Below are 24,013 nucleotides of genomic sequence, written 5' to 3'. Positions count from 1 at the left end.
ACTATGTGGTGAACAATATGAGAGTAATTTCTGGAAGCAAAAAAGGCAAGCTGTTAAAATCAGTACCGGGAAATCAAACAAGACCAACTACTGATAAGGTAAAAGAAGCGATTTTTAATATGATCGGACCTTATTTTGAAGGGGGAATAGGGTTAGATTTATTTGCAGGAAGCGGCGGGCTCGGAATAGAAGGATTAAGCAGAGGGCTTGAAAAAGTAATTTTTGTTGATCGAGATCATAATGCTTTTCAGACGATTAAAGCAAATATTGGCTCTTGTGAATTTGAAGAAAAGAGTGAGTTATTTAGGAATGATTCTGAACGTGCTTTGAAAGCAATTATTAAAAGACAATTAAAGTTTGATGTAATATTTCTTGATCCACCATATAAAAAACAAAAATTAATATCATTATTAGAAATAATTGATGGAGAAAACTTACTGGTTGAAAGCGGTTACGTAGTTTGCGAACACAGTTCGGATATACAATTACCAAACATAGTCGGTAGATTAACATTAACAAAAGTGGTAAGATATGGCATAATTGGCATTTCTATTTATAGTATCGGTGAATAAGGGGGAACTAACAATGGGTAGTATTGCAGTATGTCCAGGCAGTTTTGATCCAATTACATATGGTCATTTAGATATTATCAAAAGAGCAGCAAAAGTTTTTGATCAGGTATTTGTTGTAATATTGAATAATTCAGCAAAGAATCCGTTGTTTACTGTTGAAGAGAGAACGGAATTAATTGAAGAAGTAACAAAGTCTATTCCAAATGTCTCTGTTGATACCTTTCAAGGCTTACTTGTTGATTATGCAAGAAGTGTCAATGCAAATGCCATTATTCGTGGTTTAAGAGCAGTATCTGATTTCGAATACGAAATGCAAATTACGTCTATGAATAGAGTTCTTAACGAGGAGATTGAGACGTTCTTTATTATGACCAATAATCAATATTCCTTTTTAAGCTCTAGTATTGTAAAAGAAGCAGCTAAATATAAAGGATCGATTTCAGAGCTAGTACCACCACAAGTAGAAAAAGCGTTACGGGATAAGTATAACTGAACAACGACGTATAGGAAGCGGAAATTCGCTTCCTTTTTCATATTTAACGATATAGTTCTTAAGATCTTATTCTTTTTTGATAGACAAAAATGTAGATCATTAATGCTAATATTGTAATGATTGGACCTAGGTGTATTCCCCATTGATAAAGCTTTTCTAAGTAGCTGTGGGTATGTTGAAGGAAAACAGGGAGTACCGTCTCTGATGAATCTGTATCGCGTAGATTTTCATAAACAGGTTTCCATAAGAATGATGTAATAATCGCTGCAAAAAAACCGTGCATAATTCTTGCAATAAAGAAGGGCTTAAATCGGATATCTGTTTGAGCAAGGATACTTGCGACTTGTGCTTGAATACTAAACCCTCCAAACCCAAGTATAAAACTAGTAAGGATAACTTCCTGAAGTAAGCTTGACTCTTGTACACGACTAATTAAGTCACTCCCTATCGTAATTTCAAAAATCCCTGAAATAAATGGGATACTTAAATCTTTTGGGAACTGAAAGATAGCAAAAAAATGTTCAATTACACTTGCTAAAAGGGCGGTAATATGAAGATGATATAATAGTCGATTAATAACTGAAAATAAAATGATAAATCCTCCAATCATTAGTAAGGTATGAATGGAAGAAATGACGGCATCCCCTAGCAGCTTTCCAATCGGTCTTTTATCTTCTAATCGTGTTTTATGAAGTGCACGAATGGCTTCCCAAACTGGAAATTTCCTTTTTTTTGCTTCCATTTTCTCTTTGTGATTATAGCCGTAGAAACGCATAATTAATCCTACGAGAATATTCCCAAGATAATGTGCAAGTGCAAAAAGGAGTCCTAAACTTTTATCATGGAAAAAGCCAACAGATACAGCGACAAAGATAAATAAGGGGCTTGAATAATTTGTAAAAGATACTAGTCTTTCGGCTTCAATTTTTGATATTTGTTTTTCTTGTCTTAACCTTGCTGTAATCTTTGCTCCTGCTGGATTACCCGAAGCCATCCCCATCGCCCAAGCAAATCCCCCAACACCTGGAACCCGAAACAATGGTCTCATCAATGGTTCAAGGATGACTCCGATAAATGTAACTACACCAAAACCAATCAATAACTCAGAAATAACGAAAAAAGGAAAGAGTGAGGGAAATACAGTCTCCCACCAAATTTTTAATCCACGAACAGACGCGCTAAATGTTTCTTCGGGAAGGATGATCATGGAAATGGCTATTAATGTAGCTCCGGATGCCAAAAAAATTGTTTTAAATTTTGACTGTATCAAGCTATGTTCCTCCCAATTATTCTTATTAAAAAAGCGCGGTGCGCCTTATCCGTCTCAGGCAAAATGTTTTCCAACACTGGAAGTCTGCCCTTTGACTTCTTGGATCATATGTTTGCAGGTTTTAACTTCTTCAAAAAAATTACTTGTCCTCATATAAATCAATATACTCATAGATAAATATTTTAGACCATATTATGTATCGAACGTTGAAAATCTATTGTCAATTATCGTATGAGGTGATAAAGATTGAAGAATCCGAAGATCGGATTGGCCTTAGGGTCAGGTGGCGCACGAGGATTTGCACATTTAGGTGTATTGAAGACTTTAGAAGAAAATAATATTCCAATTGATCTAATTGCTGGAAGCAGTATGGGGGCGATCGTTGCCACATTTTACGGTGTGGGTCATAATATGGAACGACTCATTAAATTTTCTACTGCATTTAAAAGGAAATATTACTTGGATTTTACTATTCCTAAAATGGGTTTTATTGCTGGGAAGAGGTTAAAGGAGTTTTTAAGATTATTTACTCATAATAAAAATTTAGAAGATTTAACCATTCCGGTCGCTGTAGTAGCAACAGACATCATCAAAGGTGAAAGGGTTGTTTTCAAAACAGGTTCTATAGCAGATGCTGTTCGTGCAAGTATTTCTATTCCAGGTATTTTTGTTCCTGAAAAACTAAACGGAAGATTACTGGTTGATGGAGGATTAATTGATCGGGTACCTATTTCTGTTGTGAAAGAAATGGGTTCCGATATTGTCATTGGTGTAGATGTTTCCCTTTTTAAAAGGGATGCAGAAATTACAAATATTTACGATGTTATTATGCAAAGTATCGATATCCTTCAGATGGAAATCATGGCGATGCAGGAAACGGAAGCAAATATTTTACTTCAACCAGATGTTTCATTTTTTAGTTCTAGGGCTTTTACAAATATCGAAGAAATCATTAAGATAGGAGAAGAGGAGACGAAGAAATTTATTCCCGAAATTAAACGCACTATTGAGGAATGGAAGGTGAAGCACCAGGATGAAACGTAAGATTTGGATTCGTGTATTAATAGTACTTATGGCTATAATGCTTGCTCTCGCTTTTTATCGATTGCCTTATTATGTTGAAAAACCAGGTATGGCTCATGAGCTTAAATCGCTTGTTCAAGTGGAAAATGGCTATCATGATAAAGGTAAATTAATGTTGACAACAGTTCGTATGGGGCGAGCAAATATTTACGACTTTGCATTGGCTAAAATTAGAAAATTTGAAGAGATTGTCCCTCTAACAGATGTAAGGGACGAGAAGCAAACAGAAGAGGAATATAATGTTTATCAGCTTTATTTGATGGAATCATCAAAAAATAATGCCATTCAAGTAGCATATAAAAAAGCAAAAAAATCTTTTCATTCTATTTATAAGGGTGTATATGTCTTAAGTGTATATCCTAACATGCCAGCTGCAAAAGTATTAAAGCCTGGTGATCGAATTACTAAAATAGATGGTAAATCTTTCGAGTCATCTGAACAATTCATTAACTATGTACAGAAAAAACAAGCTGGAGATCAAATAAACATATCTTTTGTTCGAGATAATAGTGAAAAAACATCTAGCATACAATTAGCAAAATTCGATGATGCAAAAGGAAAAATTGGTATGGGAATTGGTTTAGTTGATGATCGTGACCTAATCTCTGATCCCGTTGTAAAATTGAATACAGAGGAAATTGGTGGACCATCTGCTGGATTGATGTTTAGTTTGGAAATCTATAATCAACTTACCAAAAATGATATTACAAAAGGTTATAGTATTGCAGGAACTGGAACTATCGATCCTGACGGAACGGTTGGTAGAATTGGCGGAATTGATAAAAAAGTAGTTGCTGCTGATAAGGAAGGTGCGCAAATATTCTTTGCACCAGATGATGAAATAACACCAGAAATGAAAAAAGCTTACCCTAATATTCAATCGAATTACAAAGAAGCGCTAAAGGCTGCAAAAGAGCTAGGAACAAAGATGAAAATAATACCAGTAAAAACGTTTGATGACGCCTTAGCATATTTAAGTACATTAACATAACAGTAATAACTTTAAACCTATTATTGAAATAAAACCGCTTGTACTATTTTGGCAAGCGGTTTTTAGTGAAGGTTGTATTCGTAAAGATTGTTGTTTTATCGTAAAAAGATAACTTTCAAATATAGTTTGGTTTCGGGGCATCTTTTCTAAATATAATTTATGATCAAACATAATATGGTAGTTATTATAAAGTTTTCTTATCAAAAGAAACAAGTTTTAGAAAAGAGCCTTAGTTGAAAATTATTCAATATAGATAGGAGATTGTCCATATTCCATTTTGTATAATTTATGTCGATTAGGCTCCTTTAATCCTTGTGCAAATACGTTTGAAGCACGAATATCAAGGTGCACAAGATCATCTGAAACCGATGAGAGTTTTGAAAGAAGAGGAATTTCTAAATCCTTTTTAATATTATTCAAATATTCCCTTCCCTTTTGAGTCATACCTAAAAGTCTTATATATTTTACAGCTTCATGATGAAGGAACATTTCTTCTTTTTTTGTATTAGTAAGGATATGGACACACATTCTTTGAATTCGAGTCCACGTATATCTCTTTGTCTTTACTTTACTCATAAAATCTTGAAAACTTATTGCATCTTTTGCTAACCGTTTTAATCGGTGCTCGATTCCTTCTTCCACTTCATATATTTCTGCTAAATCATTTTTATCAATAGTTAATATTCGATATTGCAGGAATGGCCAATATAGTTCCCAATGGTGGAAAGAGTGATATTCCTTCATATATTCTTTAAAAACCTTAAATGTTGATTCAGGAACAAACTGCTTAATTTCACCTAGTGATTGATTACCTTCGAATGTAGCTTTGCGAATAGCTGTAGCACTAGCAATCGTTGAGGATGAAAATTCTTCATCATGGTAATTTGCGTTTTTTCGTTTAATTGTATAAGCTTTCATAGGAGTTCCTAATTGCCTATTTGCCTGCATATAATGAAAACCTAGGATATTATTAGGTTTAGTTAAATCTATGTTTCCTTCTTCAATATTTAGTGTAGAGAAGCTTTGAGAAAGTGCTGTTGGATAACTTATTCCAGTGGACATTAAGTGCTTAACAGATGCTTCGTAAGTTAATCGATGTTTTTGCATGATATGTAATATTTTGTTGAACTCATCAATATTTCCCGACTCGCTTCCAAAACAAAAGAAATTACATTTTAATGCACTTAATATAGAAATTGAACCAAAGGCGAATTTTTCAGCATGCTGACTGGCGAAAGCGTATGGGAGTTCAACAACAATATCGAGCCCAGCTAACAAAGCCATTTTTGATCTTGCCCATTTTGAGACAATGGCTGGTTCACCCCGCTGAAGAAAATTCCCACTCATTACCGCAATAGTAACATCAGCATTTGTTTGTTTTCTTGCTTGTTCAACATGATGAAAATGGCCATTATGAAATGGATTATATTCGACAACTAGACCTACGCTCTTCATACATTTCCTCCAATTATTAATATTCTATCTGGTGGTTATTTGCATTTATACTAGAAGAGTATACAATAATAAGAATACGCATTTATACATAGGAAAACTAGTCCTTTATGCGTAAAGATAAAATATTGACAAAAGGTATAATGAAAGCTATAATTACCTTTGTTGTCTTGGGGTGATTTCATTGAAGTGGTCAACAATTCAATTGTTAAAGTATCGTGGGAAGAGTATTGATATTAATGAAATAGTCGATATTTCTGAGAACTTGAAAAAAAGAGACCCACAAATACGAGGTGTTTCACAGATACATGTTGCAGGCAGTGCAGATGTAACTTCTGAAAAAGTAACATTCCATTTGCATGTCACAGGAAGTTTAGTACTACCATGTTCTAGAACACTTGTAGATGTGGATTTTCCAATTGACGTTAAATCTACTGAAATATTTCTTTTGAATCCTCACACTTCTTTTGATGAAAATGAGGATGATGAAATTCATCGACCAACCGATGATATTGTAGATTTAGAACCTGTTATAATAGAATTACTCCTGCTTGAAATTCCTATGCAAGTTTTTAGCGAAACTGCAAAAGATGATAAACAGCTTCCTTCAGGAAATGAATGGGAAGTTATTACGGAAGAACAAGTAAAACAAGACGTGGAAAACAAAGAAAAACAGGTTGATCCTAGGCTTGCTGGATTAGCAAAATTCTTTGATGAACAATCTTAAAACTTTTTGAAGAACCAGCTTACTGGATCTTATAACAACAACAGTGATCTCTATAAGGAGGTGGGAAGAATGGCTGTACCTTTTAGAAGAACATCCAAAACAGCAAAAAGAAAACGTCGTACACATTTCAAACTACAAGTTCCTGGCATGGTTGCATGCCCTAATTGTGGCGAAATGAAACTTGCACACCGTGTATGTAAAGCGTGTGGAACATATAAAGGAAAAGACGTAGTTAACAACTAAGCAAGTGAATAAGAATAGATAAGCAATGTTTAGCTCGTGTCTATTTTAATCCAATTGCAAAAAAACGTGAAGAGACCATGGCTCTTCACGTTTTTTTTATAGTTAATTTTTTCATAAGGGGAGCGGAATTATGAAAGATTTTATCATTAATTTACATAGTTCGGGAATTTTAGAATGGAAGATCAATCGACCGGAAAAAAGAAACGCTGTTAATTTCAATGTTATTGCTGGTTTAGAAACAGTATTAGATAGGGCAGAGAATGATAACAATGTAAAAGCTCTTGTTATTACTGGGGAAGGAGAGTATGCTTTTTGTTCTGGAGGGGATTTAGATGAGTTTCATCAATTGAAAACAGAAGAAGAAGCATATTCCATGTTATCGAAAATGGGGCTTAATTTATACCGACTCGCTACTCTTTCGAAACCAACTTTAGCTCTGATCAATGGAACAGCTGTTGGTGGGGGCTGTGAAATTGCTACTGCATGTGATTTTAGGATAGCCAAAACTGGAAGTAAGCTAGGTTTTATACAGGGGAAATTAGGAATTACTACAGGATGGGGTGGTGCTTCTCTATTATATGAAAAAATTCCTTCCCATAGCGCATTAAAAATATTATTAGAAGCAAATATATATTCTGCAGAAGAACTTAAAGAACTAGGCTTTATTCACCAAGTATATCCAACAGTAAATGTAGATACAGCTTATCAATTTTTAAGAGAAATAGTAAAAAACGATATGAATGTTCTAAAGAGCTATAAGCAAGTACTTATTTCAAGATGGCAAAGCACAAATTTATTCTCTAGAATCGATCAAGAAATTAGACAATGTTCGATGTTATGGGAGAAAGAAGAACATCATCAAGCTGTTTCAAAGTTCCTTTCAAAGTAGCAGCAACCTTTCTGTAATGGCTTTCGTAGAATCATTAACTTGGTAGTTCAACAATACCTCAAGTCATATTTAGTGACTTCTAAATGTTATTCTCGTTCATTATTAGTCTATCTTTTCTAGTAGTAGCATATGTATGTATAAAAGGCTAAAGCTCAGGAGGGATAGCATGTCATCAACGCGACAGGACGCATGGACACATGATGAAGATCTACTACTTGCAGAGGTGGTTTTACGTCACATCCGTGATGGTGGAACTCAATTGCAAGCATTTGAGGAAGTCGGTAAACAAATGAATCGAACTGCGGCTGCATGTGGATTTCGTTGGAATTCGTTTGTGCGCAAACAATATAAATCAGGAATTGAACTTGCCAAAAAGCAAAGAAAAGAACTCAAATTAAAAAACAAGCCAGCTAATGAACAAACTTCCTTAGAAGCTGTTAATTATGAACAAAATTCTAAATCCACAGGAAATATTCATCAAAGTTTAGAAACGGTAATTGAATATTTACAACAAATCCGAGGTGAGCAAGGGTCCAATGTTCATACTGAAAAGGAAAACGCAATATTAAAAAATCAGGTTTCACAATTACAGCAATCCTTTCAAGAATTAAAACAGAATTATGAAAATAAGAAGAGAGAATTTGAAACTCTGCAAGAAGAATATCTCTCCTTAATAGCAATATTAGATAAAGCTCGGAAATTATCAGTGCAACATAGATAGAAAGTAAATGTATGGTGATTTTTTCTAAATAGAATGCAAAAATTAAACAGCTCATAGCTGTATAAAACAAAAAAACAAACAGCTTATTTGGCTGTTTAAAACAAAAAAAACAAACAGCTTAGCTGTTTGTTTTTTGCTCTTTTACACCATCTGGATGCCAAATTAATGGATTTTGTCCTAAATCCCTTTCCATATCATAGGTGACAGTTTGAAAGCCCATTTTTTCCCAAAACTCTTTTGATTTCATTCTAGAATTAGTTTTTATAGGAGCACCAAAGCTTTTGGCAAATTCAACTAGTTTTTTTCCATATCCTTTAAATTGATATTCTGGTAATACTTCAAGCTTCCATAATTCTAGGAAATTTTGTGGGGGATCAAAATATAGGTCATACTTGGCGTTGCGTTCATAAAGACTCATACGTGCAACTAATTTATCTCCAAAATAAATACCGTAAAAAGGAGAGTCACAATTGTCTTCAATGATATTTTCTTGTAAATCCTCTAGCATTGAAAGTTCCTGGACACCATATTCCTTAAATTTTTTAAACTCTTCAAGGGTTTTGTAATTTACTTTTAATCTTTCAACATTATACGACAATGACAATTCCTCCTCTAAAATTACAAGCTATCAAAAAGATTGCTGAATATAATAATAAATTTTTCATTAATCATTGATTGGTGTATTAAATATAATTATATAACAAAGTTGTAAATATTTCTGCACCTATATTTAGAAAACGTTTTCAATTTCTTGCAGGAAAAAATCAAAATTTGTAGAAATATTATTATTGGGGAGAGAAATTTTTCTTTTTTAATAGCATACTGTCCTTTGTTTTTAGTATTCATATTAAAAACAAAGGACATATTGAAAGTTTCTAAAGGGGGATTTATGTGCAAAAGATATTAATTGCCAATCGTGGAGAAATTGCTTTACGTATCATAAAGACATGTAAACAAATGGGAATTGAAACAGTAGCGGTATATTCTGATGCAGATTCATCCATGCCCTATGTTAAAGAAGCAGATTTTTCTTTTCGTATCGGAGAAGCACCGGTGAACAAATCTTATTTAAATATGGATGAGATAATTAAGATTGCATTAGATGAAAGAGTTGATGGGATTCATCCTGGATATGGTTTATTATCTGAAAATTATCGATTTGCTAATATGGTTCGAAATAATGGAATTAAATTTATTGGGCCTTCACCTGAAACGATAGAATCAATGGGTGACAAGATAAAAGCACGAATGGTGATGAAGAAAGCAAATGTACCTATTGTACCCGGAAGTATCAATGGGTTGAAGAATCTTCAAGAGGCACAGGAACTAGCAAACCAAATCGGGTATCCGATCATGTTAAAAGCTAGTGGCGGCGGTGGTGGAATCGGTATGGTGCGTTGCGAAAATGAGCAAGCGCTCAATCAACACTATGAATCGACTAGAAAACGCTCGAAAGCATATTTTGGATCTGAAGATGTCTTTATTGAAAAGTGTATTGATGATGCCAGGCATATTGAGGTACAAATATTCGGAGATCAGTATGGTGAAGTGGTTCATCTATTTGAAAGAAATTGTTCCGTCCAAAGAAGAAATCAAAAAGTTATTGAAGAAGCACAGTCACCACAATTATCGAAAGAAACTCAAGAGAAAATGTATGCTGCTGCAATTAGTGCTGCACGTGCTATAGGTTATGAAAATGCTGGAACAGTAGAGTTTATAGTCGATCAAAATGAGAATTTCTACTTTCTTGAAATGAACACAAGATTGCAGGTGGAGCACCCTATAACCGAAATGCTGACTAATCTTGATTTGGTTCAATGGCAAATTCTTGTTGCCCGGGGAGAAAAATTACCTTTATCACAAAAAGAGATTACTAAACAAGGGCATGCGATTGAACTTCGAATTTATGCTGAGGATCCAAATACCTTCTATCCTTCACCTGGATTAATTTCCAAACTGTCATGGGGTGATGTTGAAGAAGTTCGTATTGACGAAGGGTATTGTGAAGGTATACAAGTAACACCTTTTTATGATCCTATGATTGCCAAGTGTGTAATATTTGAGAGGAATAGAGATGCTTGTCTTAACAAAGCGAAAGAATTTTTAGAGAAGACAACAATAGAAGGTATTAAGACAAATATTCCGTATTTAATAAAAGTATTAAAAAATAAACAATTTAAAAATGGAGATTATACGACTAATTTAGTTAATAAATTAATGGTTGAAAGCTAGAATGATCAAATTTTTTGAGTGGAGGAATATTAAATGAAAGAAATTACAGCATCAATGGCAGGGACTGTTTTAAATATTTTAGTAAGCAGTGGAGACGAAGTGACAAATGGTCAAACGGTTATTATGCTTGAATCCATGAAAATGGAGATTCCTATGGAAGCTGCAGAAGCAGGTAAAGTAACGGAAATTAAAGTGAATATTGGGGATTTTGTAAATGAGGGTGATGTATTACTGACCATCGAATAAAACAAAAAGGAGGGGAGATCAATGGTTGTATTCAATACTGAGCAAACATTAAAGGTGAGAAAAGAGCGGATAAAAAGAGGGGGACCAGAAAAGTATCATGAAAAGCTGAAATTGCAAAATAAGCTATTTGTAAGAGATCGTCTAGAGCTTTTGTTTGATCATGGTGAGTATGAAGAAGACGGAATATTTGCTAATTGCACAGCGGAGGACTTACCTGCAGATGGGGTTGTTACTGCAATTGGTAAGGTAGGAGGTCAAACGGTTTGTGTGATGGCAAATGACTCTACTGTAAAGGCTGGTTCCTGGGGTGCTCGTACAGTTGAGAAAATTATTCGTATTCAAGAAACAGCAGAAAAATTAAAGGTTCCACTTCTTTATTTGGTAGATTCAGCAGGAGCTAGAATTACCGATCAATTAGAGATGTTTCCTAATCGACGTGGAGCAGGGAGAATCTTTTATAATCAAGTGAAACTTTCAGGAATGATTCCTCAACTATGTTTACTATTTGGCCCTTCTGCTGCAGGTGGCGCATACATACCAGCTTTTTGTGATATAGTCATTATGGTTGATAAAAACGCCTCTATGTATCTTGGCTCACCAAGAATGGCAGAAAAGGTTATTGGGGAAAAAGTATCATTGGAAGAAATGGGCGGTGCTCGAATGCACTGCACGATTAGTGGTTGCGGTGATATGCTCGTAAATTCTGAACAAGAAGGAATTGAAGCAGCAATAAAATATTTATCTTACTTTCCTGCAAATTTTAAAGAAAGACCAAAATCAGTTGAAGGTTTAGAGCCCAAACCGGGACGTACGGTGGAAGAGATCATTCCGAAACATCAAAATGCCCCATTTGATATGTATGAATGTATTGATGCTTTAATCGATAAGGGGAGTTTTTTTGAAATAAAAAAATTATTTGCAACTGAGCTTATAACAGGATTAGCAAGAATTGATGGAAAAGCAGTCGGGATCATTGCAAATCAACCTAAGGCAAAAGGTGGAGTTCTATTTGTTGATTCAGCCGACAAAGCGGCAAAATTTATTCAGCTTTGTGATGCCTTTCATATCCCGTTATTGTTCTTAGCTGATGTGCCGGGATTTATGATTGGTACAAAAGTTGAAAGAGCAGGTATTATACGACATGGGGCTAAACTTATTGCTGCTATGAGTTCTGCAACCGTTCCGAAAATATCAGTAATTGTGCGAAAAGCATATGGTGCGGGGCTGTATGCCATGGCAGGTCCGGCATTTGAACCTGATTGCTGTATAGCATTACCAACTGCTCAAATAGCGGTTATGGGTCCGGAAGCTGCCGTCAATGCTGTGTATTCAAATAAAATCCAAGCAATTGAAGATCCGAAAGAAAGAATTGCTTATGTCCAAGAAAAACAAAAAGAATATCAAGAAACGATTGATATTTACAAGCTTGCTTCAGAATTAATTGTAGATGAAGTGGTTGAACCAAATGAACTAAGGAAAGTATTAATCAATCGATTCAATCTATATGAAACAAAGGAATTAGAATTTAGTCAAAGGAAGCATCCTGTTTATCCAGTATAAAAATTCGAAGGGACAGACATACATTAGTGTCTGTCCTTTCATTTTTTTGATACAATATAAGTATTATTATTAGTGAACGAGGGATTTTATGAAGATTGGAATTATAGGAGCTGGTTCGATTGGTTTACTTTTTGCGGGATATCTGGGAAAACATTTCAATGTAACTATTTTTCCACGTAGAAAAGAGCAAGCCATTAAGATTAATCAAAATGGAATCACCGTACATAATCAACACTCTAGTTTCAATACTGCTACATATGCTTCAAATATGAAAAATGAATGGAATCAGCAAAATTTAATTATTATTGCAGTTAAACAATATCATCTCGAGAATATTTTACCAGACTTAAAAAACATAGATTCACAAATCCCGCTTTTATTTTTACAAAACGGGATGATGCACCTATCAATGATTAATAACTTGGAAAGTAAAGCAATAATTATAGGTTCTATCGAACATGGTGCGTTAAAAATTAATGATACATCTGTTGAACACAATGGAATTGGTAAAACAAATATCGCAGCATTTAAAGGAAGTCTGGATAGTCTTGAGCCGATTCTCAAATTAAATCATGAGAATTTTCTATTTACTGTATGTCCAAATTACGAAGAAATTCTTATCAATAAACTATTAGTAAATGCGATGATTAATCCATTGACAGCTATCCTAAAAATAAAAAATGGAGAACTAGTTCATAATGCTCATTACAATCGAATCTTTTTGGAATTGTTTAAAGAAATAATGGTTCTGTTTCCAGAAATGGATCAAGAGAAATGTTTAAATGATATTCTTCTAATTTGTCAAAATACAGGAAACAATGAATCTTCAATGCTAAAAGATATAAAAAATAAAAAAGAAACAGAGGTAGACGCTATCATTGGCTATTTGTTAAATTGTGCAAAAGAAAAAAAGGTATACTTACCGATTACAAATACAATTTATGAAATGATTAAAGGAATGGAAAAAAGGAGGGGGGTGTAATTGAGTACTTTTTTATCTTCATTTATTGCAATATTTTTAATAATTCCTTTTCTCGGCTATTTCCTTTCATTTATACTCGTTAAACAAGTAACGAAAAATCATCGAAAAGCGGTTTCACTATCAATTGATATAACCACTTTCTTACTAATAATTTCTGTTTATTTTTTTATCAAAGCAATATGGGGTCAATCATTTCTTTGGTTGATTTTCCTAATCATGTTATTAGTTGCATTAACTTTTGTTATCGTTTATCGATACTTACGCGATGAGATTGATTATTCACGATTATTTCGCGGGTATTGGCGCTTGAATTTTTTACTGTTTTTCACAGCATATATTATTTTGCTAATATATGGATTAACTTCACGTGTTGTCGAAGCTTTAATGGGTGGATAGTCTTTGGTCCTTCTTTTTGAACAACATCTAAGAGCAAGTTTTTTTATTTTCCCCTATAATGATGATATACTCTTTGAAGAATGTAACGATGTGTGGGAAATTTTATATGCAAATTTTTGCTACGAGAAAGGAAGAATTACCTTATGGAACTGGAAAATATCATGATTCCAGCAACAAATCGCTTCGCTTCACTGTATATAGAACAAAAACAGCCTGTAAAGGATTTTTTTCATTATGACTTAACATCAACGGTCTTTGAGAAAAGATTAGAAGATTTACATAAAAGGGAATTTGCAAGAGAAGAGCTTGTTAGCTGTATTAAACAATATATGGAGCGTTTCCCAAGTTCTGAGGAAATAAAGCAATCATTAAATAAATTGAAACAAGAGGATTCTACCGTTGTCATTGGTGGTCAACAAGCAGGATTATTAACAGGTCCTTTATATACGATACATAAAATTATTTCCATCATTCATCTTGCTCGTGAACAAGAAGAAAAGCTGAAAAAACCAGTCATTCCTATTTTTTGGGTAGCGGGAGAGGATCATGATTATTTAGAAATTAATCATATTTTTGTAGAAAGTAATCGATCTTTGAAGAAAATTAGTTATGCCGAAGGACCTGTCGAAAAGAAAATGATATCCGATATCGAATTTGATAAGGATCATATGAGGAAATGGGTAAAAAAGGTGTTTGAATATCTTGGAGAAACCTCAGAAACAAACAGGATTATCCATTCTTTAGAGACTGCATTAGAACAATCTAATTCTTTAGTTGATTTTTTTACTTATATCGTTATAGACATGTTTAAGAAATATGGTTTATTAGTAATAGATTCAGCATATGAAAAACTACGTGAATTAGAAAAACCTTTCTTTCAGAAAATCATTGAAAATCAACAACTAATTACTGATTCTGTTCTTTTGCAGCAAAAACAAATCAATCATCATGATTTTTCTAACACGATAGATTTAAGTCAACAGGCAGTGAATTTGTTTTATTATGATGGAAAAGAAAGAATTTTATTGGAATTTAATTCTGATAAAAATGGATTTATAGGGAAAAGTGGGGAAGTTTTCTTTACAAAAGAAGAGTTACTGGCTTTATTAGAAACAAAACCAACTGCTTTTAGTAATAATGTGGTGACCAGACCCATTATGCAGGAATGGCTTTTTCCAACATTAGCATTTATTGCTGGACCAGGTGAAATTGCTTATTGGGGAGAGTTGAAAATTGCTTTTGAAAAGCTTGGATTTTTAATGCCTCCAATCGTTCCAAGGTTAAATATAAGCTTTGTCGATCGATTTATTGATTCAGATTTGAAGGATTTAAACATATCTGCAGAAAAGGTTATTCGCCTAGGCTTAGAGCAGGAAAAACATAAATATTGGGATTCGATAAAAGATAAAAATATAGAAAAATTGATAAATGACACAATAGTATTTTTAGAAAGTCAATATCATCAAATACTAGAAATTGCTGATAATGGTTTATTACCAATTGTTGAAAAAAACTTATCATTCCATCAAAATCAACTGGAATTTTTGCAAAGAAAAACAGATCAAATGACTCAGCAAAAACATGATACTATGCTCGAAAAAATGAATCGAACCGAGCGTTTTTTAAGGCCAAATAATGCACCACAGGAAAGAATTTGGAACATATTCTACTTTGTAAATAAATATGGTGAAGATTTTATTGGTCAGTTAATGGAATTGACTTACTCGTTTGATGGAACACATAAACTAATTCGGATTTAGGCTAGCTTTTAAAGCTAGTCTTTTTTTTGTCTAGCTCCAGCGCCTATCGGCTAGCGGATTTCTCTGTCTCCTCCCTACGATAAGTCAACATCAGGTGAAAATTGAAGTGCCAATTTTACTAGCTAGTGAACTCCTCACCGTGTTTCCTTTATCTCAGTCGAAGACTACGAAATCCATACGCTAGAGCTGCGGCGCTTACGCATTTCGATCTGGGACTTTTTATTGGTTATTATGGTAAATGTTGGGTTGTGATGTATAGGTGAATTGATTTCTTTAAATAGTTAACTAGTTAAATCGCATACCATAGAGGTTTTACTATGAATTTTTAAAATAATAAAGGTATTTTTAGTCTGTGTAGAAAATATTTAAAAAGAGGTGGTGAATGGTGGGGGAATGTGGTACATTATTTATAGAAAGTGGGGGCTTGTACTATGTTCATGGGGGAATACCAACATAACATTGATGCAAAGGGACGCTTAATTATCCCAGCAAAGTTTCGAGAACTTCTCGGTGATACATTTGTCATTACGAGAGGCTTAGATAAATGTTTATTTGGTTACCCGCTTGAAGAATGGAAACAAGTCGAAGAAAAATTAAAAGCCCTCCCATTAACAAAAAAAGATGCACGTGCATTTACCCGTTTTTTCTTTTCAGGTGCCTCCGAAAGTGAATTTGATAAACAAGGAAGGATTAATATTCCTTCTCCACTCGTCAGTTACGCACAATTACAAAAAGAATGTATTGTTTTAGGAGTTTCTAATCGAATTGAGATTTGGAGTAAAGATTTATGGGGAGACTACTTTGAAGAGTCAGAAGAATCATTTGCAGAAATTGCAGAAAACATGATTGGCTTTGATATTTAACTTTTCAAAACCACTAAAAATACTCTATTTCATATTCGTTTAGAAAGGTGATTTCAACATGTTTAAACATACTACTGTGTTATTAAAAGAAACAGTCGACGGATTAAATATTAAACCAGATGGAGTATACGTAGATTGCACACTTGGCGGTGCAGGCCATAGTATGTATTTACTCTCGCAATTATCATCTAAAGGGAAGTTATTCGCATTTGATCAGGATGAAACTGCCATTGCACATGCAAAAGAAAAGCTCAAACAATATGAGAATCAAGTTGTTTATATTAAAAGTAATTTTCGATATATAAAAGAAGAACTAAATCGTATAGGCGTCGAAAAAGTTGATGGGATATTATATGATCTTGGTGTTTCTTCGCCACAGCTGGATACTCCTGAACGTGGATTTAGTTATCATAATGATGCCCCGTTGGATATGCGTATGGATCTACAAGGTGAAATTTCCGCTTTTGAAGTCATTAATGAGTGGTCATATGAAGATTTAGTTCGTATTTTCTTTAAGTATGGTGAAGAAAAATTTTCAAAACAAATTGCAAGGAAAATTGAAGCTGCAAGGGAAAAGGCACCAATAAAAACTACTGGTGAGCTGGTTGAATTGATTAAAGAAGGTATTCCAGCACCTGCTCGACGAAAAGGTGGTCACCCTGCTAAAAGGATTTTCCAAGCGATAAGAATTGCAGTTAACGATGAATTAGGTGTTTTTGAAGATTCTCTTAAAGACGCTATAGAATTACTAAAACCAAGTGGAAGAATAAGTGTAATTACGTTCCACTCACTAGAGGATCGTATTTGTAAGGCAATTTACAAAGAAGTTAGCCAAGGTCCAGAATTACCACCAGGTTTGCCTGTTGTTCCAGAGGAATATACACCTAAACTAAAAATAATTACAAAAAAACCGATTGTACCGAGTGAATCAGAGCTTCAAGAAAATAACCGTGCGCGTTCAGCCAAGCTTAGAATTGCTGAAAAAATTAGATTATAGAAATGGAGGAAGACAACTTGAGTAATTTAGCTAGAAAGCAACAACAACCTTATATACAACCGAAAACGAATATTGAAAAACAAGCTAGAACGGTACATAAACGGAGTCAAATTACACTGGGAGAAAAGCTTTTAGCTGGATTGGCAATCGCATTTGTTTGTTTTATGGCGATTAAAGTTATTTCCACCCAAGCTGCTGTTTATCAAGTAAATAAGGATATTCAAAAATTGGAATCCTCCATACAAGATAAGAAAAAAGTAAATGCTGATTTAGAAATGCAAGTAAGTGATTTAAGCAGATATGATCGGATTAAGAAAATAGCAAAGGAACTAGGGCTAAAAATGAACGATAATAATGTTAAAGGTGTTTATGAAAAATGAAAAGAAACAAATTGAGCATGAACATAGGAGCAGCGATATTATTTCTAATATTCGGTCTGCTCTTTTTTGTCTTAGTTGTCCGTATTTTAACTATTCAGGTCACTGGTGAGGTCCAAGGAAATACGCTAGCGGAATTAGCAGAAAAACAGCATTTACGCAAAGATACAATCGATGCGAAACGAGGAACTATTTATGATAGAAATGAAGAAGTAATTGCGGAAGATACTGCTTCTTATCGATTACAAGCGATATTAAGCAAAAATATGACGGTAGACCCGAAGCATCCCCAACATGTAGTAGATCCACAGAAAACGGCTGAACAGTTAGCGAAATACATTGATATGTCAGAATCGGAAATTTATCAACGGCTAACTATTAACGACAGGCTTGGAAAAAAAGATACGAAGAGATTTTTAGTCGAGTTCGGAAAAGCCGGAACCGATGTATCGTATAAAACAAAGGAAAAAATTGAAAAACTAAAACTTCCAGGTATTCAATTTGTTCGCGAATCTAAACGATTTTATCCGAATGGAACATTCGCCTCGCATTTAGTTGGTTACGCCCAAAAGGAAGATGAAAAACCAAATACGGTTGGAAAAATGGGAATCGAACAAGTTTATGATAAGCAACTTCAAGGTACAAATGGAAAAATCCAATATGAGGGTGATGCATGGAGCTATTTAATTCCTGGTTCACAAAAAAAAGTAACAGAGCCGAAAAATGGGAAAGATATATATTTAACATTAGATAAAAAAATTGGGGTTTTCCTGGAAGACGCTATGGATCAGGTAGATAAAAAATATCACCCTAAAGATATGGTAGCTATTGTAGCTGATCCAAAAACAGGGAAAATTCTTGCAATGTCTCAAAGACCTACCTTTGACGCAATGACAAGACAAGGAATTGAAAAAGAATGGCAAAATTTAGCTGTTGATGCAGCTATTGAACCTGGTTCAACGATGAAGATGTTCACTTTAGCAACTGCTATTCAACAAGGGGTATTTAATCCTAATGACTATTATCAATCTGGCACATTTTATGTGAAAAATGATCCAGTTCCAATTAAAGACTGGTTCTACTATAAAGAATGGGGATCAATTTCTTATTTAAAAGGTGTGCAGCAATCATCAAATGTTGCCTTTGCTAAGTTGCTAGATAAAATTGGTAAAGATACGTTTCGAACCTATTTAGATCGTTTCCATTTTGGTGTTCCAACAAATATTGGATTACCGAATGAATCGGCAGGGAAAATTTTGTATAACTGGCCTAAAGAACAATATACAACGACATTTGGCCAAGGAACAACGGTTACACCCATTCAAATGATTCAAGCAGCTACTGCTATTGCGAATGGTGGAAAAATGATGAAACCATATGTAGTAGATAAAGTTGTTGATCCAAATAATAATAAAGAAGAAATAACACAACCTGAGGTCGTAGGAAAACCGATCAGTGATGCTACTGCAAAAGAGGTACGTGATTTATTAAGAACAGTTGTGACTAAGGGTACTGGAACGGTATATGATATCAAAGGGTATTCTGTAACGGGTAAGACTGGTACAGCACAAATACCAAATGATAATCGACCTGGTTATATGACAGGTTGGGATAATTATCTATTTTCATTTTTAGGGATGGCTCCTAAAGATGATCCCAAATTAATTATGTATGTTGCAGTGAAGCAGCCGCAATTAGCAGAAAATGAGAATGGTGCAAACCCAGTAAAAATGATCTTTAATCCGGTAATGAAAAACAGCCTAAAATACTTAAATATTAAACCTGCAAAAATGGAAGAAACAAAGATTGAAAAAGTACCTAATCTATCGAATAAATCCTTAGATGAAGCTAAAAGCACCATAAAAAATAATGGATATGAAATTGTTACTCTTGGGGCGGGAGATCAAGTCGTTGATCAACTTCCAAAAGCAGGCTCTTCTTTACTTAAAGGAGAAAAAATAATGCTTAAAATGAATGGAGACCCATCTGTTCCAAGTATGATAAACTGGTCCAAGAGAGATGTTCTCAAAGTAGCTGAATTACTAGAATTAAAGCTTAATATGGTCGGAACGGGTTATGTAACAAAGCAAAATATTAGCCCGACTTCCCCGGTTAAGCCTGGCGACCACCTTGTAGTAAACTTCCAATCTACAGAACAAACGATAAAACAGCAAAAGAAGAAAGATAATAATGAAAAGAATGATGGAACTCCTCAAGATTAATGATAAAGCGTTCTAAATACGAGGGTGACCCGCCAGTGTCTAACACTAATGGGTCACCCTCGTTCTATTAATACTGGTACAAGCATATATTCTAGATGTAAGTAAGCTATTTTCCCTCATTATCTGTCGGAACTAGAATATAGAGGAGGAGCATTAAGTGAAACGTGTTTCTAATGTAACGGTAAGAAAACGTTTAGTGATTACCCTATTCGTAGGAATATTAATTTTTGGTGTAATTGATCTGCGGCTGGGATATGTTCAATTAGGTTTAGGAAAGTGGTTAACGAGTGGTGCAAAGGAATTGTGGAGCAGGGAAATTCCATTCGAACCGGAAAGAGGAAAAATTGTTGATCGAAATGGTATTCCGATTGCGACCAATCAAAGTGCACCAACCGTTTTTGTTGTTCCCAGGCAAGTTGAAAACCCTGGAGAAACGGCAGAAAAGCTGGCATCTGTGTTAAATTCATCTAAAGATAAAATTTATAAGCAAATTACGAAAATATCAAGGATTGAAAGAATACCGGAAGGAAGAAAAATTTCTTCTGAAAAAGCAAAGGAAGTGCGGGATCTAAAGCTTAAAGGAGTATATATTGGTGAAGATTCAGATCGTTATTATCCGTTTGGAAGCTATCTATCGCATGTGCTCGGATTTACGGGAATTGATAATCAGGGATTAACTGGTCTTGAATTGATTTATGATAAGGAATTAAAAGGTGAAAAAGGTTCTGTACAATTTTATTCTGATGCAAAAGGAAAAAGAATGCCTGATATGTCCGATGATTATAAACCTCCGAAAGATGGGCTGGATCTAAAACTCACAATTGATACAAAAGTGGAAACGATTATTAAAAGAGAGTTAGATATTGCTGAAACGAAATACAATCCAGATGGACTCATCGCTATTGCGATGAATCCAAAAACAGGAGAAATATTAGGGATGGATAGCCGCCCAACATTTGATCCTGCAAATTTTCAAGATGTTTCTCAAGAGGTGTATAATCGTAATTTGCCTATTTGGAGTACGTATGAACCTGGTTCAACATTTAAGGTTATTACATTAGCTGCAGCATTAGAAGAGGGTAAGGTGGATTTGGATAAAGATTCTTACTATGATAAAGGCAGTATAAAAGTAGCAAATGCAAACCTGAGATGTTGGAAGCGAGGGGGGCATGGACAAGAAACATTTTTAGAAGTGGTAGAAAATTCATGTAACCCTGGATTTGTAGAATTAGGTCAACGCCTTGGCAAAGAGAAATTGTTTAAGTATATCCGTGATTTTGGTTTTGGAGAAAGGACAGGAATCGACTTAGCTGGAGAATCAAAAGGAATTTTATTTAATATGGCAAAGGTCGGTCCAGTAGAGCAGGCGACAACTGCTTTTGGCCAGGGAGTTTCTGTTACTCCGATTCAACAAATAGCCGCTGTTGCAGCCGCAGTGAACGGTGGTACATTATATGAGCCATTTGTGGCAAAGGAACTCGTGGATCCAAGAACAGGGAAAACTGTAATGGAAAAAACGCCAGTTGCAAAAAGAAAGGTCATTTCAGAAAAGACATCGAAAGAGATTAGACGTGCACTAGAAAGTGTTGTTGCAAATGGTACAGGTAAAAATGCATTCGTGGAGGGCTATCGTGTCGGTGGTAAAACAGGTACAGCACAAAAACCAAAGCCAGGTGGTGGCTATTTGGAAAATAATTATGTGCTATCTTTTATTGGTTTTGCCCCGGCAGATGATCCGCAGATTGTCGTATATTTGGCAGTTGATAATCCGAAAAATGTAGTTCAATTTGGTGGTACAATAGCTGCTCCTATAGCAGGCACCATCATTGGTGATAGTCTTAGAGCTATGGGTGTTAAACCTAGAAAGAATCAAATGGAAAAGGAAATCAGACCTTATTTGGATAAACCTACGATTAAAGTACCAGACTTAAAAGGCTTGACGAAGAAAGGATTAATGGAGCAGTTAGATAATTTAAAATTAGATGTTAGTGGAAATGGAGAGACGGTTATTAATCAAGATCCTAAGCCGGGAACAAAAGTGGAGGAAGGGTCAACTATCCGGGTATATATGAATTAAACAGTTTTTATAATCCGTTTCATCGGAATAAAACGAAAATAAGTTTTCTCATTAAAGGTATGGAGCGGCAAATATTTGCCGCTTCTTTGATGAAGGCTGTTTTTAGTAAAGATTGTTAAAAATCTTAAAGCTGATTTTAACCTGCTGCTATATCTTAAAAAGATAACCTTCAAATATCGCTCGGTTTCGGGGCATCTTTTCTAAATATAATTTTTTATCTAACATGATATGTTGGTTTATATTAAGTTTTTCTTTTGAAAAGCAAAAAAGTTTTAGAAAAGAGCTTTGATGAAAAATTATCTAATAGCTTCAAACACTTTTTTTTAGTAAAATAGAAAAGGACTATTTTTTTAAGACAATGAATTAAATTTCAAAAGCTAAAGTATTGGAAGGATTGAAAAATGAAACTACATACGTTATTGAATGTTTTACCACTCGTAAAACTTCCTAATGAAAATCCAGATATTGTTGATATCGTTCAAGATAATCGAAAGGTAACTTCAGGCTCTTTATTTATTTGTATTAAAGGGATGACAGTTGACGGACATAAGTTTGCTAAAGATGCAGAAGAAAAAGGGGCAGCAGCAATCATAGCTGAACATCCAATTGATGTATCACTTCCGGTTGTTATCGTAAAAGATACAAAGCGGGCGATGGCAATCCTTGCAGATTATTTCTATGATCAGCCAACACAGAAACTTCGATTAATTGGTATAACAGGTACGAATGGGAAAACAACAACGAGCCATTTAATTGATCAGATGTTCCGTGATGCAAATGTAAATACTGGAATAATTGGAACAATGTATATGAAAATAAGAGAACAAATCCTAGAAACAAAAAATACAACACCTGATAGCATGACACTGCAAAAAACATTTAAACAAATGGTTGATTTAAATGTAGATTGTGCTATCATGGAGGTTTCCTCACATGCTTTAGACCAAGGAAGAGTTTTGGGATGTGACTATGATATTGCTGTCTTTACGAACCTGACTCAAGATCATCTTGATTATCACCATACTATGGAGGAATATAGACGTGCAAAGAGCTTGTTATTTTCACAGCTAGGAAATACGTATAACCATGAACATCCAAAGTATGCTGTTCTTAATACAGATGATCCTGCATCTGAAAAAATAAAAAATGAAACAGCTGCACATATCATTAGTTATGGTATCGATCATGATGCTGATTTTTTTGCTTATAACATTCAAATGAGTGCTTCAGGAACGACTTTTTCGTTAAAATCTCCTGAAGGGGTACATGAGGTTCATATACAACTAATCGGGAAATTTAGTATATATAATGTATTGGCTGCAATAGCTGCAGGCTATGTCTCTAAATTACCTATTGAAATGATGATCCAATCAATAGAAAATGTAAAAGGTGTTGCAGGGAGATTTGAATTAGTAAACGGGGGACAAAGTTTTCCAATTATTGTAGATTATTGTCATACCCCAGATAGTCTTGAAAATGTTCTAAAAACAATTCAACATTTTGCAGAAAAAAGAGTCTTTGTCATAGTTGGCTGTGGTGGAGATAGAGATAAAACGAAACGTCCAATCATGGCTCAAATTGCTTGTCAGTATGGAACAGATCCAATATTTACTTCCGACAATCCTAGAAGCGAGGATCCGATCGAAATTATCCGAGATATGGAAGTGGGAGTAGAAGGCAAGGATTACCGAGTCATTGCAGATCGAAGGGAAGCTATATTTTATGGTGTAAAGAACGCAAGCAGTGGAGATGTTGTTCTTATAGCTGGTAAAGGTCATGAAACGTATCAACAAATTGGAGACTTGATCTTAGATTTTGATGATCGTGTTGTAGCTTTAGAAGCAGTAAAGGAGCGTTAAA

General features: G+C 34.5%; 23 protein-coding genes. 20 read left to right on the top strand and 3 right to left on the bottom strand.

The genetic code is table 11. From position 1 onward, the window contains the following. Window positions 1-17: 17 nt before the first annotated feature. Window positions 18-572, top strand: a complete 555-nt coding sequence (gene rsmD, locus ACQKP0_RS06510; RefSeq protein ID WP_427405003.1) for a 16S rRNA (guanine(966)-N(2))-methyltransferase RsmD — start codon at window positions 18-20, stop codon at window positions 570-572. Window positions 573-585: 13 nt separating this feature from the next. Then, window positions 586-1,065, top strand: a complete 480-nt coding sequence (gene coaD / locus ACQKP0_RS06505) for a pantetheine-phosphate adenylyltransferase (protein ID WP_427405002.1) — start codon at window positions 586-588, stop codon at window positions 1,063-1,065. Window positions 1,066-1,123: 58 nt separating this feature from the next. Here coaD and ylbJ read toward each other — a convergent pair whose 3' ends face one another. Beyond that, window positions 1,124-2,335 (bottom strand): sporulation integral membrane protein YlbJ, encoded by a 1,212-nt coding sequence (gene ylbJ / locus ACQKP0_RS06500; protein ID WP_427405001.1) that lies wholly within the window; start codon window positions 2,333-2,335, stop codon window positions 1,124-1,126. Window positions 2,336-2,581: 246 nt separating this feature from the next. On the opposite strand from ylbJ, the gene ACQKP0_RS06495 reads away from it, so the two are divergent. Together ACQKP0_RS06495 and ACQKP0_RS06490 are read left to right on the top strand one after the other, a co-directional pair. After that, window positions 2,582-3,379, top strand: coding sequence for a patatin-like phospholipase family protein (locus ACQKP0_RS06495; RefSeq protein ID WP_427405000.1), 798 nt, complete (start codon window positions 2,582-2,584; stop codon window positions 3,377-3,379). Beyond that, complete coding sequence (locus tag ACQKP0_RS06490; RefSeq protein WP_427404999.1) at window positions 3,369-4,409, top strand: SepM family pheromone-processing serine protease; 1,041 nt, start codon at window positions 3,369-3,371, stop codon at window positions 4,407-4,409. Before ACQKP0_RS06495 ends, ACQKP0_RS06490 begins: the two co-directional genes overlap by 11 nt. A 240-nt stretch (window positions 4,410-4,649) precedes the next feature. On the opposite strand, the gene ACQKP0_RS06485 is transcribed toward ACQKP0_RS06490, so the two are convergent. After that, complete coding sequence (locus tag ACQKP0_RS06485) at window positions 4,650-5,864, bottom strand: nucleotidyltransferase (protein ID WP_427404998.1); 1,215 nt, start codon at window positions 5,862-5,864, stop codon at window positions 4,650-4,652. Between the two features lie 172 nt (window positions 5,865-6,036). On the opposite strand from ACQKP0_RS06485, the gene ACQKP0_RS06480 reads away from it, so the two are divergent. The 4 genes from ACQKP0_RS06480 (at window position 6,037) to ACQKP0_RS06465 (ending at window position 8,441) form a co-directional block, all read left to right on the top strand. Then, window positions 6,037-6,588, top strand: coding sequence for a YceD family protein (locus ACQKP0_RS06480; RefSeq protein ID WP_427404997.1), 552 nt, complete (start codon window positions 6,037-6,039; stop codon window positions 6,586-6,588). Window positions 6,589-6,657: 69 nt separating this feature from the next. Further along, window positions 6,658-6,831 carry a 50S ribosomal protein L32 gene (gene rpmF, locus ACQKP0_RS06475; protein WP_427404996.1) on the top strand — a complete coding sequence of 58 codons (174 nt, stop codon included), beginning with the start codon at window positions 6,658-6,660 and terminating at the stop codon, window positions 6,829-6,831. Between the two features lie 130 nt (window positions 6,832-6,961). After that, window positions 6,962-7,720, top strand: a complete 759-nt coding sequence (locus tag ACQKP0_RS06470) for an enoyl-CoA hydratase/isomerase family protein (protein WP_427404995.1) — start codon at window positions 6,962-6,964, stop codon at window positions 7,718-7,720. A 133-nt stretch (window positions 7,721-7,853) separates the two neighbouring features. Further along, a complete protein-coding gene (locus tag ACQKP0_RS06465) occupies window positions 7,854-8,441 on the top strand; it encodes an RsfA family transcriptional regulator (protein WP_427404994.1) in 588 nt (195 codons plus the stop codon). A 118-nt stretch (window positions 8,442-8,559) separates the two neighbouring features. On the opposite strand, the gene ACQKP0_RS06460 is transcribed toward ACQKP0_RS06465, so the two are convergent. Continuing rightward, complete coding sequence (locus ACQKP0_RS06460; RefSeq protein WP_427404993.1) at window positions 8,560-9,039, bottom strand: N-acetyltransferase; 480 nt, start codon at window positions 9,037-9,039, stop codon at window positions 8,560-8,562. Between the two features lie 293 nt (window positions 9,040-9,332). Between ACQKP0_RS06460 and ACQKP0_RS06455 the strand changes: the two genes are divergently transcribed. From ACQKP0_RS06455 to ACQKP0_RS06400, 12 genes are all read left to right on the top strand, one after another. After that, a complete protein-coding gene (locus ACQKP0_RS06455; RefSeq protein WP_427404992.1) occupies window positions 9,333-10,673 on the top strand; it encodes an acetyl-CoA carboxylase biotin carboxylase subunit in 1,341 nt (446 codons plus the stop codon). Window positions 10,674-10,706: 33 nt separating this feature from the next. After that, window positions 10,707-10,919: an acetyl-CoA carboxylase biotin carboxyl carrier protein subunit gene (locus tag ACQKP0_RS06450; protein ID WP_427404991.1), complete on the top strand. Its 213-nt coding sequence runs from the start codon at window positions 10,707-10,709 to the stop codon at window positions 10,917-10,919. A gap of 21 nt (window positions 10,920-10,940) precedes the next feature. Beyond that, on the top strand, window positions 10,941-12,479 hold the full coding sequence (locus tag ACQKP0_RS06445; protein WP_427404990.1) for an acyl-CoA carboxylase subunit beta: 1,539 nt from the start codon (window positions 10,941-10,943) through the stop codon (window positions 12,477-12,479). An 88-nt stretch (window positions 12,480-12,567) separates the two neighbouring features. Then, window positions 12,568-13,461, top strand: coding sequence for a 2-dehydropantoate 2-reductase (locus tag ACQKP0_RS06440; RefSeq protein ID WP_427404989.1), 894 nt, complete (start codon window positions 12,568-12,570; stop codon window positions 13,459-13,461). Then, window positions 13,462-13,857: a DUF3397 domain-containing protein gene (locus ACQKP0_RS06435; protein WP_427404988.1), complete on the top strand. Its 396-nt coding sequence runs from the start codon at window positions 13,462-13,464 to the stop codon at window positions 13,855-13,857. It abuts the gene before it with no gap. A gap of 143 nt (window positions 13,858-14,000) precedes the next feature. Continuing rightward, window positions 14,001-15,617 carry a bacillithiol biosynthesis cysteine-adding enzyme BshC gene (gene bshC, locus ACQKP0_RS06430; RefSeq protein WP_427404987.1) on the top strand — a complete coding sequence of 539 codons (1,617 nt, stop codon included), beginning with the start codon at window positions 14,001-14,003 and terminating at the stop codon, window positions 15,615-15,617. A 431-nt stretch (window positions 15,618-16,048) separates the two neighbouring features. Beyond that, window positions 16,049-16,480: a division/cell wall cluster transcriptional repressor MraZ gene (mraZ, locus tag ACQKP0_RS06425; RefSeq protein ID WP_427404986.1), complete on the top strand. Its 432-nt coding sequence runs from the start codon at window positions 16,049-16,051 to the stop codon at window positions 16,478-16,480. A gap of 58 nt (window positions 16,481-16,538) precedes the next feature. Further along, entirely contained in the window at window positions 16,539-17,477 is a 939-nt protein-coding gene (gene rsmH / locus ACQKP0_RS06420) for a 16S rRNA (cytosine(1402)-N(4))-methyltransferase RsmH (protein WP_427404985.1), read from the top strand. A 17-nt stretch (window positions 17,478-17,494) separates the two neighbouring features. Then, window positions 17,495-17,857 carry a cell division protein FtsL gene (gene ftsL / locus ACQKP0_RS06415; RefSeq protein ID WP_427404984.1) on the top strand — a complete coding sequence of 121 codons (363 nt, stop codon included), beginning with the start codon at window positions 17,495-17,497 and terminating at the stop codon, window positions 17,855-17,857. Then, window positions 17,854-20,076 (top strand): penicillin-binding protein, encoded by a 2,223-nt coding sequence (locus ACQKP0_RS06410; protein WP_427404983.1) that lies wholly within the window; start codon window positions 17,854-17,856, stop codon window positions 20,074-20,076. The genes ftsL and ACQKP0_RS06410 overlap by 4 nt, the downstream gene beginning before the upstream one ends. Before the next feature lie 157 nt (window positions 20,077-20,233). Beyond that, a complete protein-coding gene (locus tag ACQKP0_RS06405; protein ID WP_427404982.1) occupies window positions 20,234-22,153 on the top strand; it encodes a stage V sporulation protein D in 1,920 nt (639 codons plus the stop codon). A gap of 401 nt (window positions 22,154-22,554) precedes the next feature. Then, window positions 22,555-24,012 carry a UDP-N-acetylmuramoyl-L-alanyl-D-glutamate--2,6-diaminopimelate ligase gene (locus ACQKP0_RS06400; protein WP_427404981.1) on the top strand — a complete coding sequence of 486 codons (1,458 nt, stop codon included), beginning with the start codon at window positions 22,555-22,557 and terminating at the stop codon, window positions 24,010-24,012. Window position 24,013 lies beyond the last annotated feature (1 nt).

It is taken from the genome of Heyndrickxia sp. NPDC080065 (assembly GCF_050281185.1).
Taxonomy (GTDB): Bacteria; Bacillota; Bacilli; order Bacillales; family Bacillaceae_C; genus Heyndrickxia.
Note: the sequence above shows the minus strand (reverse complement) of the source record. Positions and strands in the feature narration are given on the sequence as shown.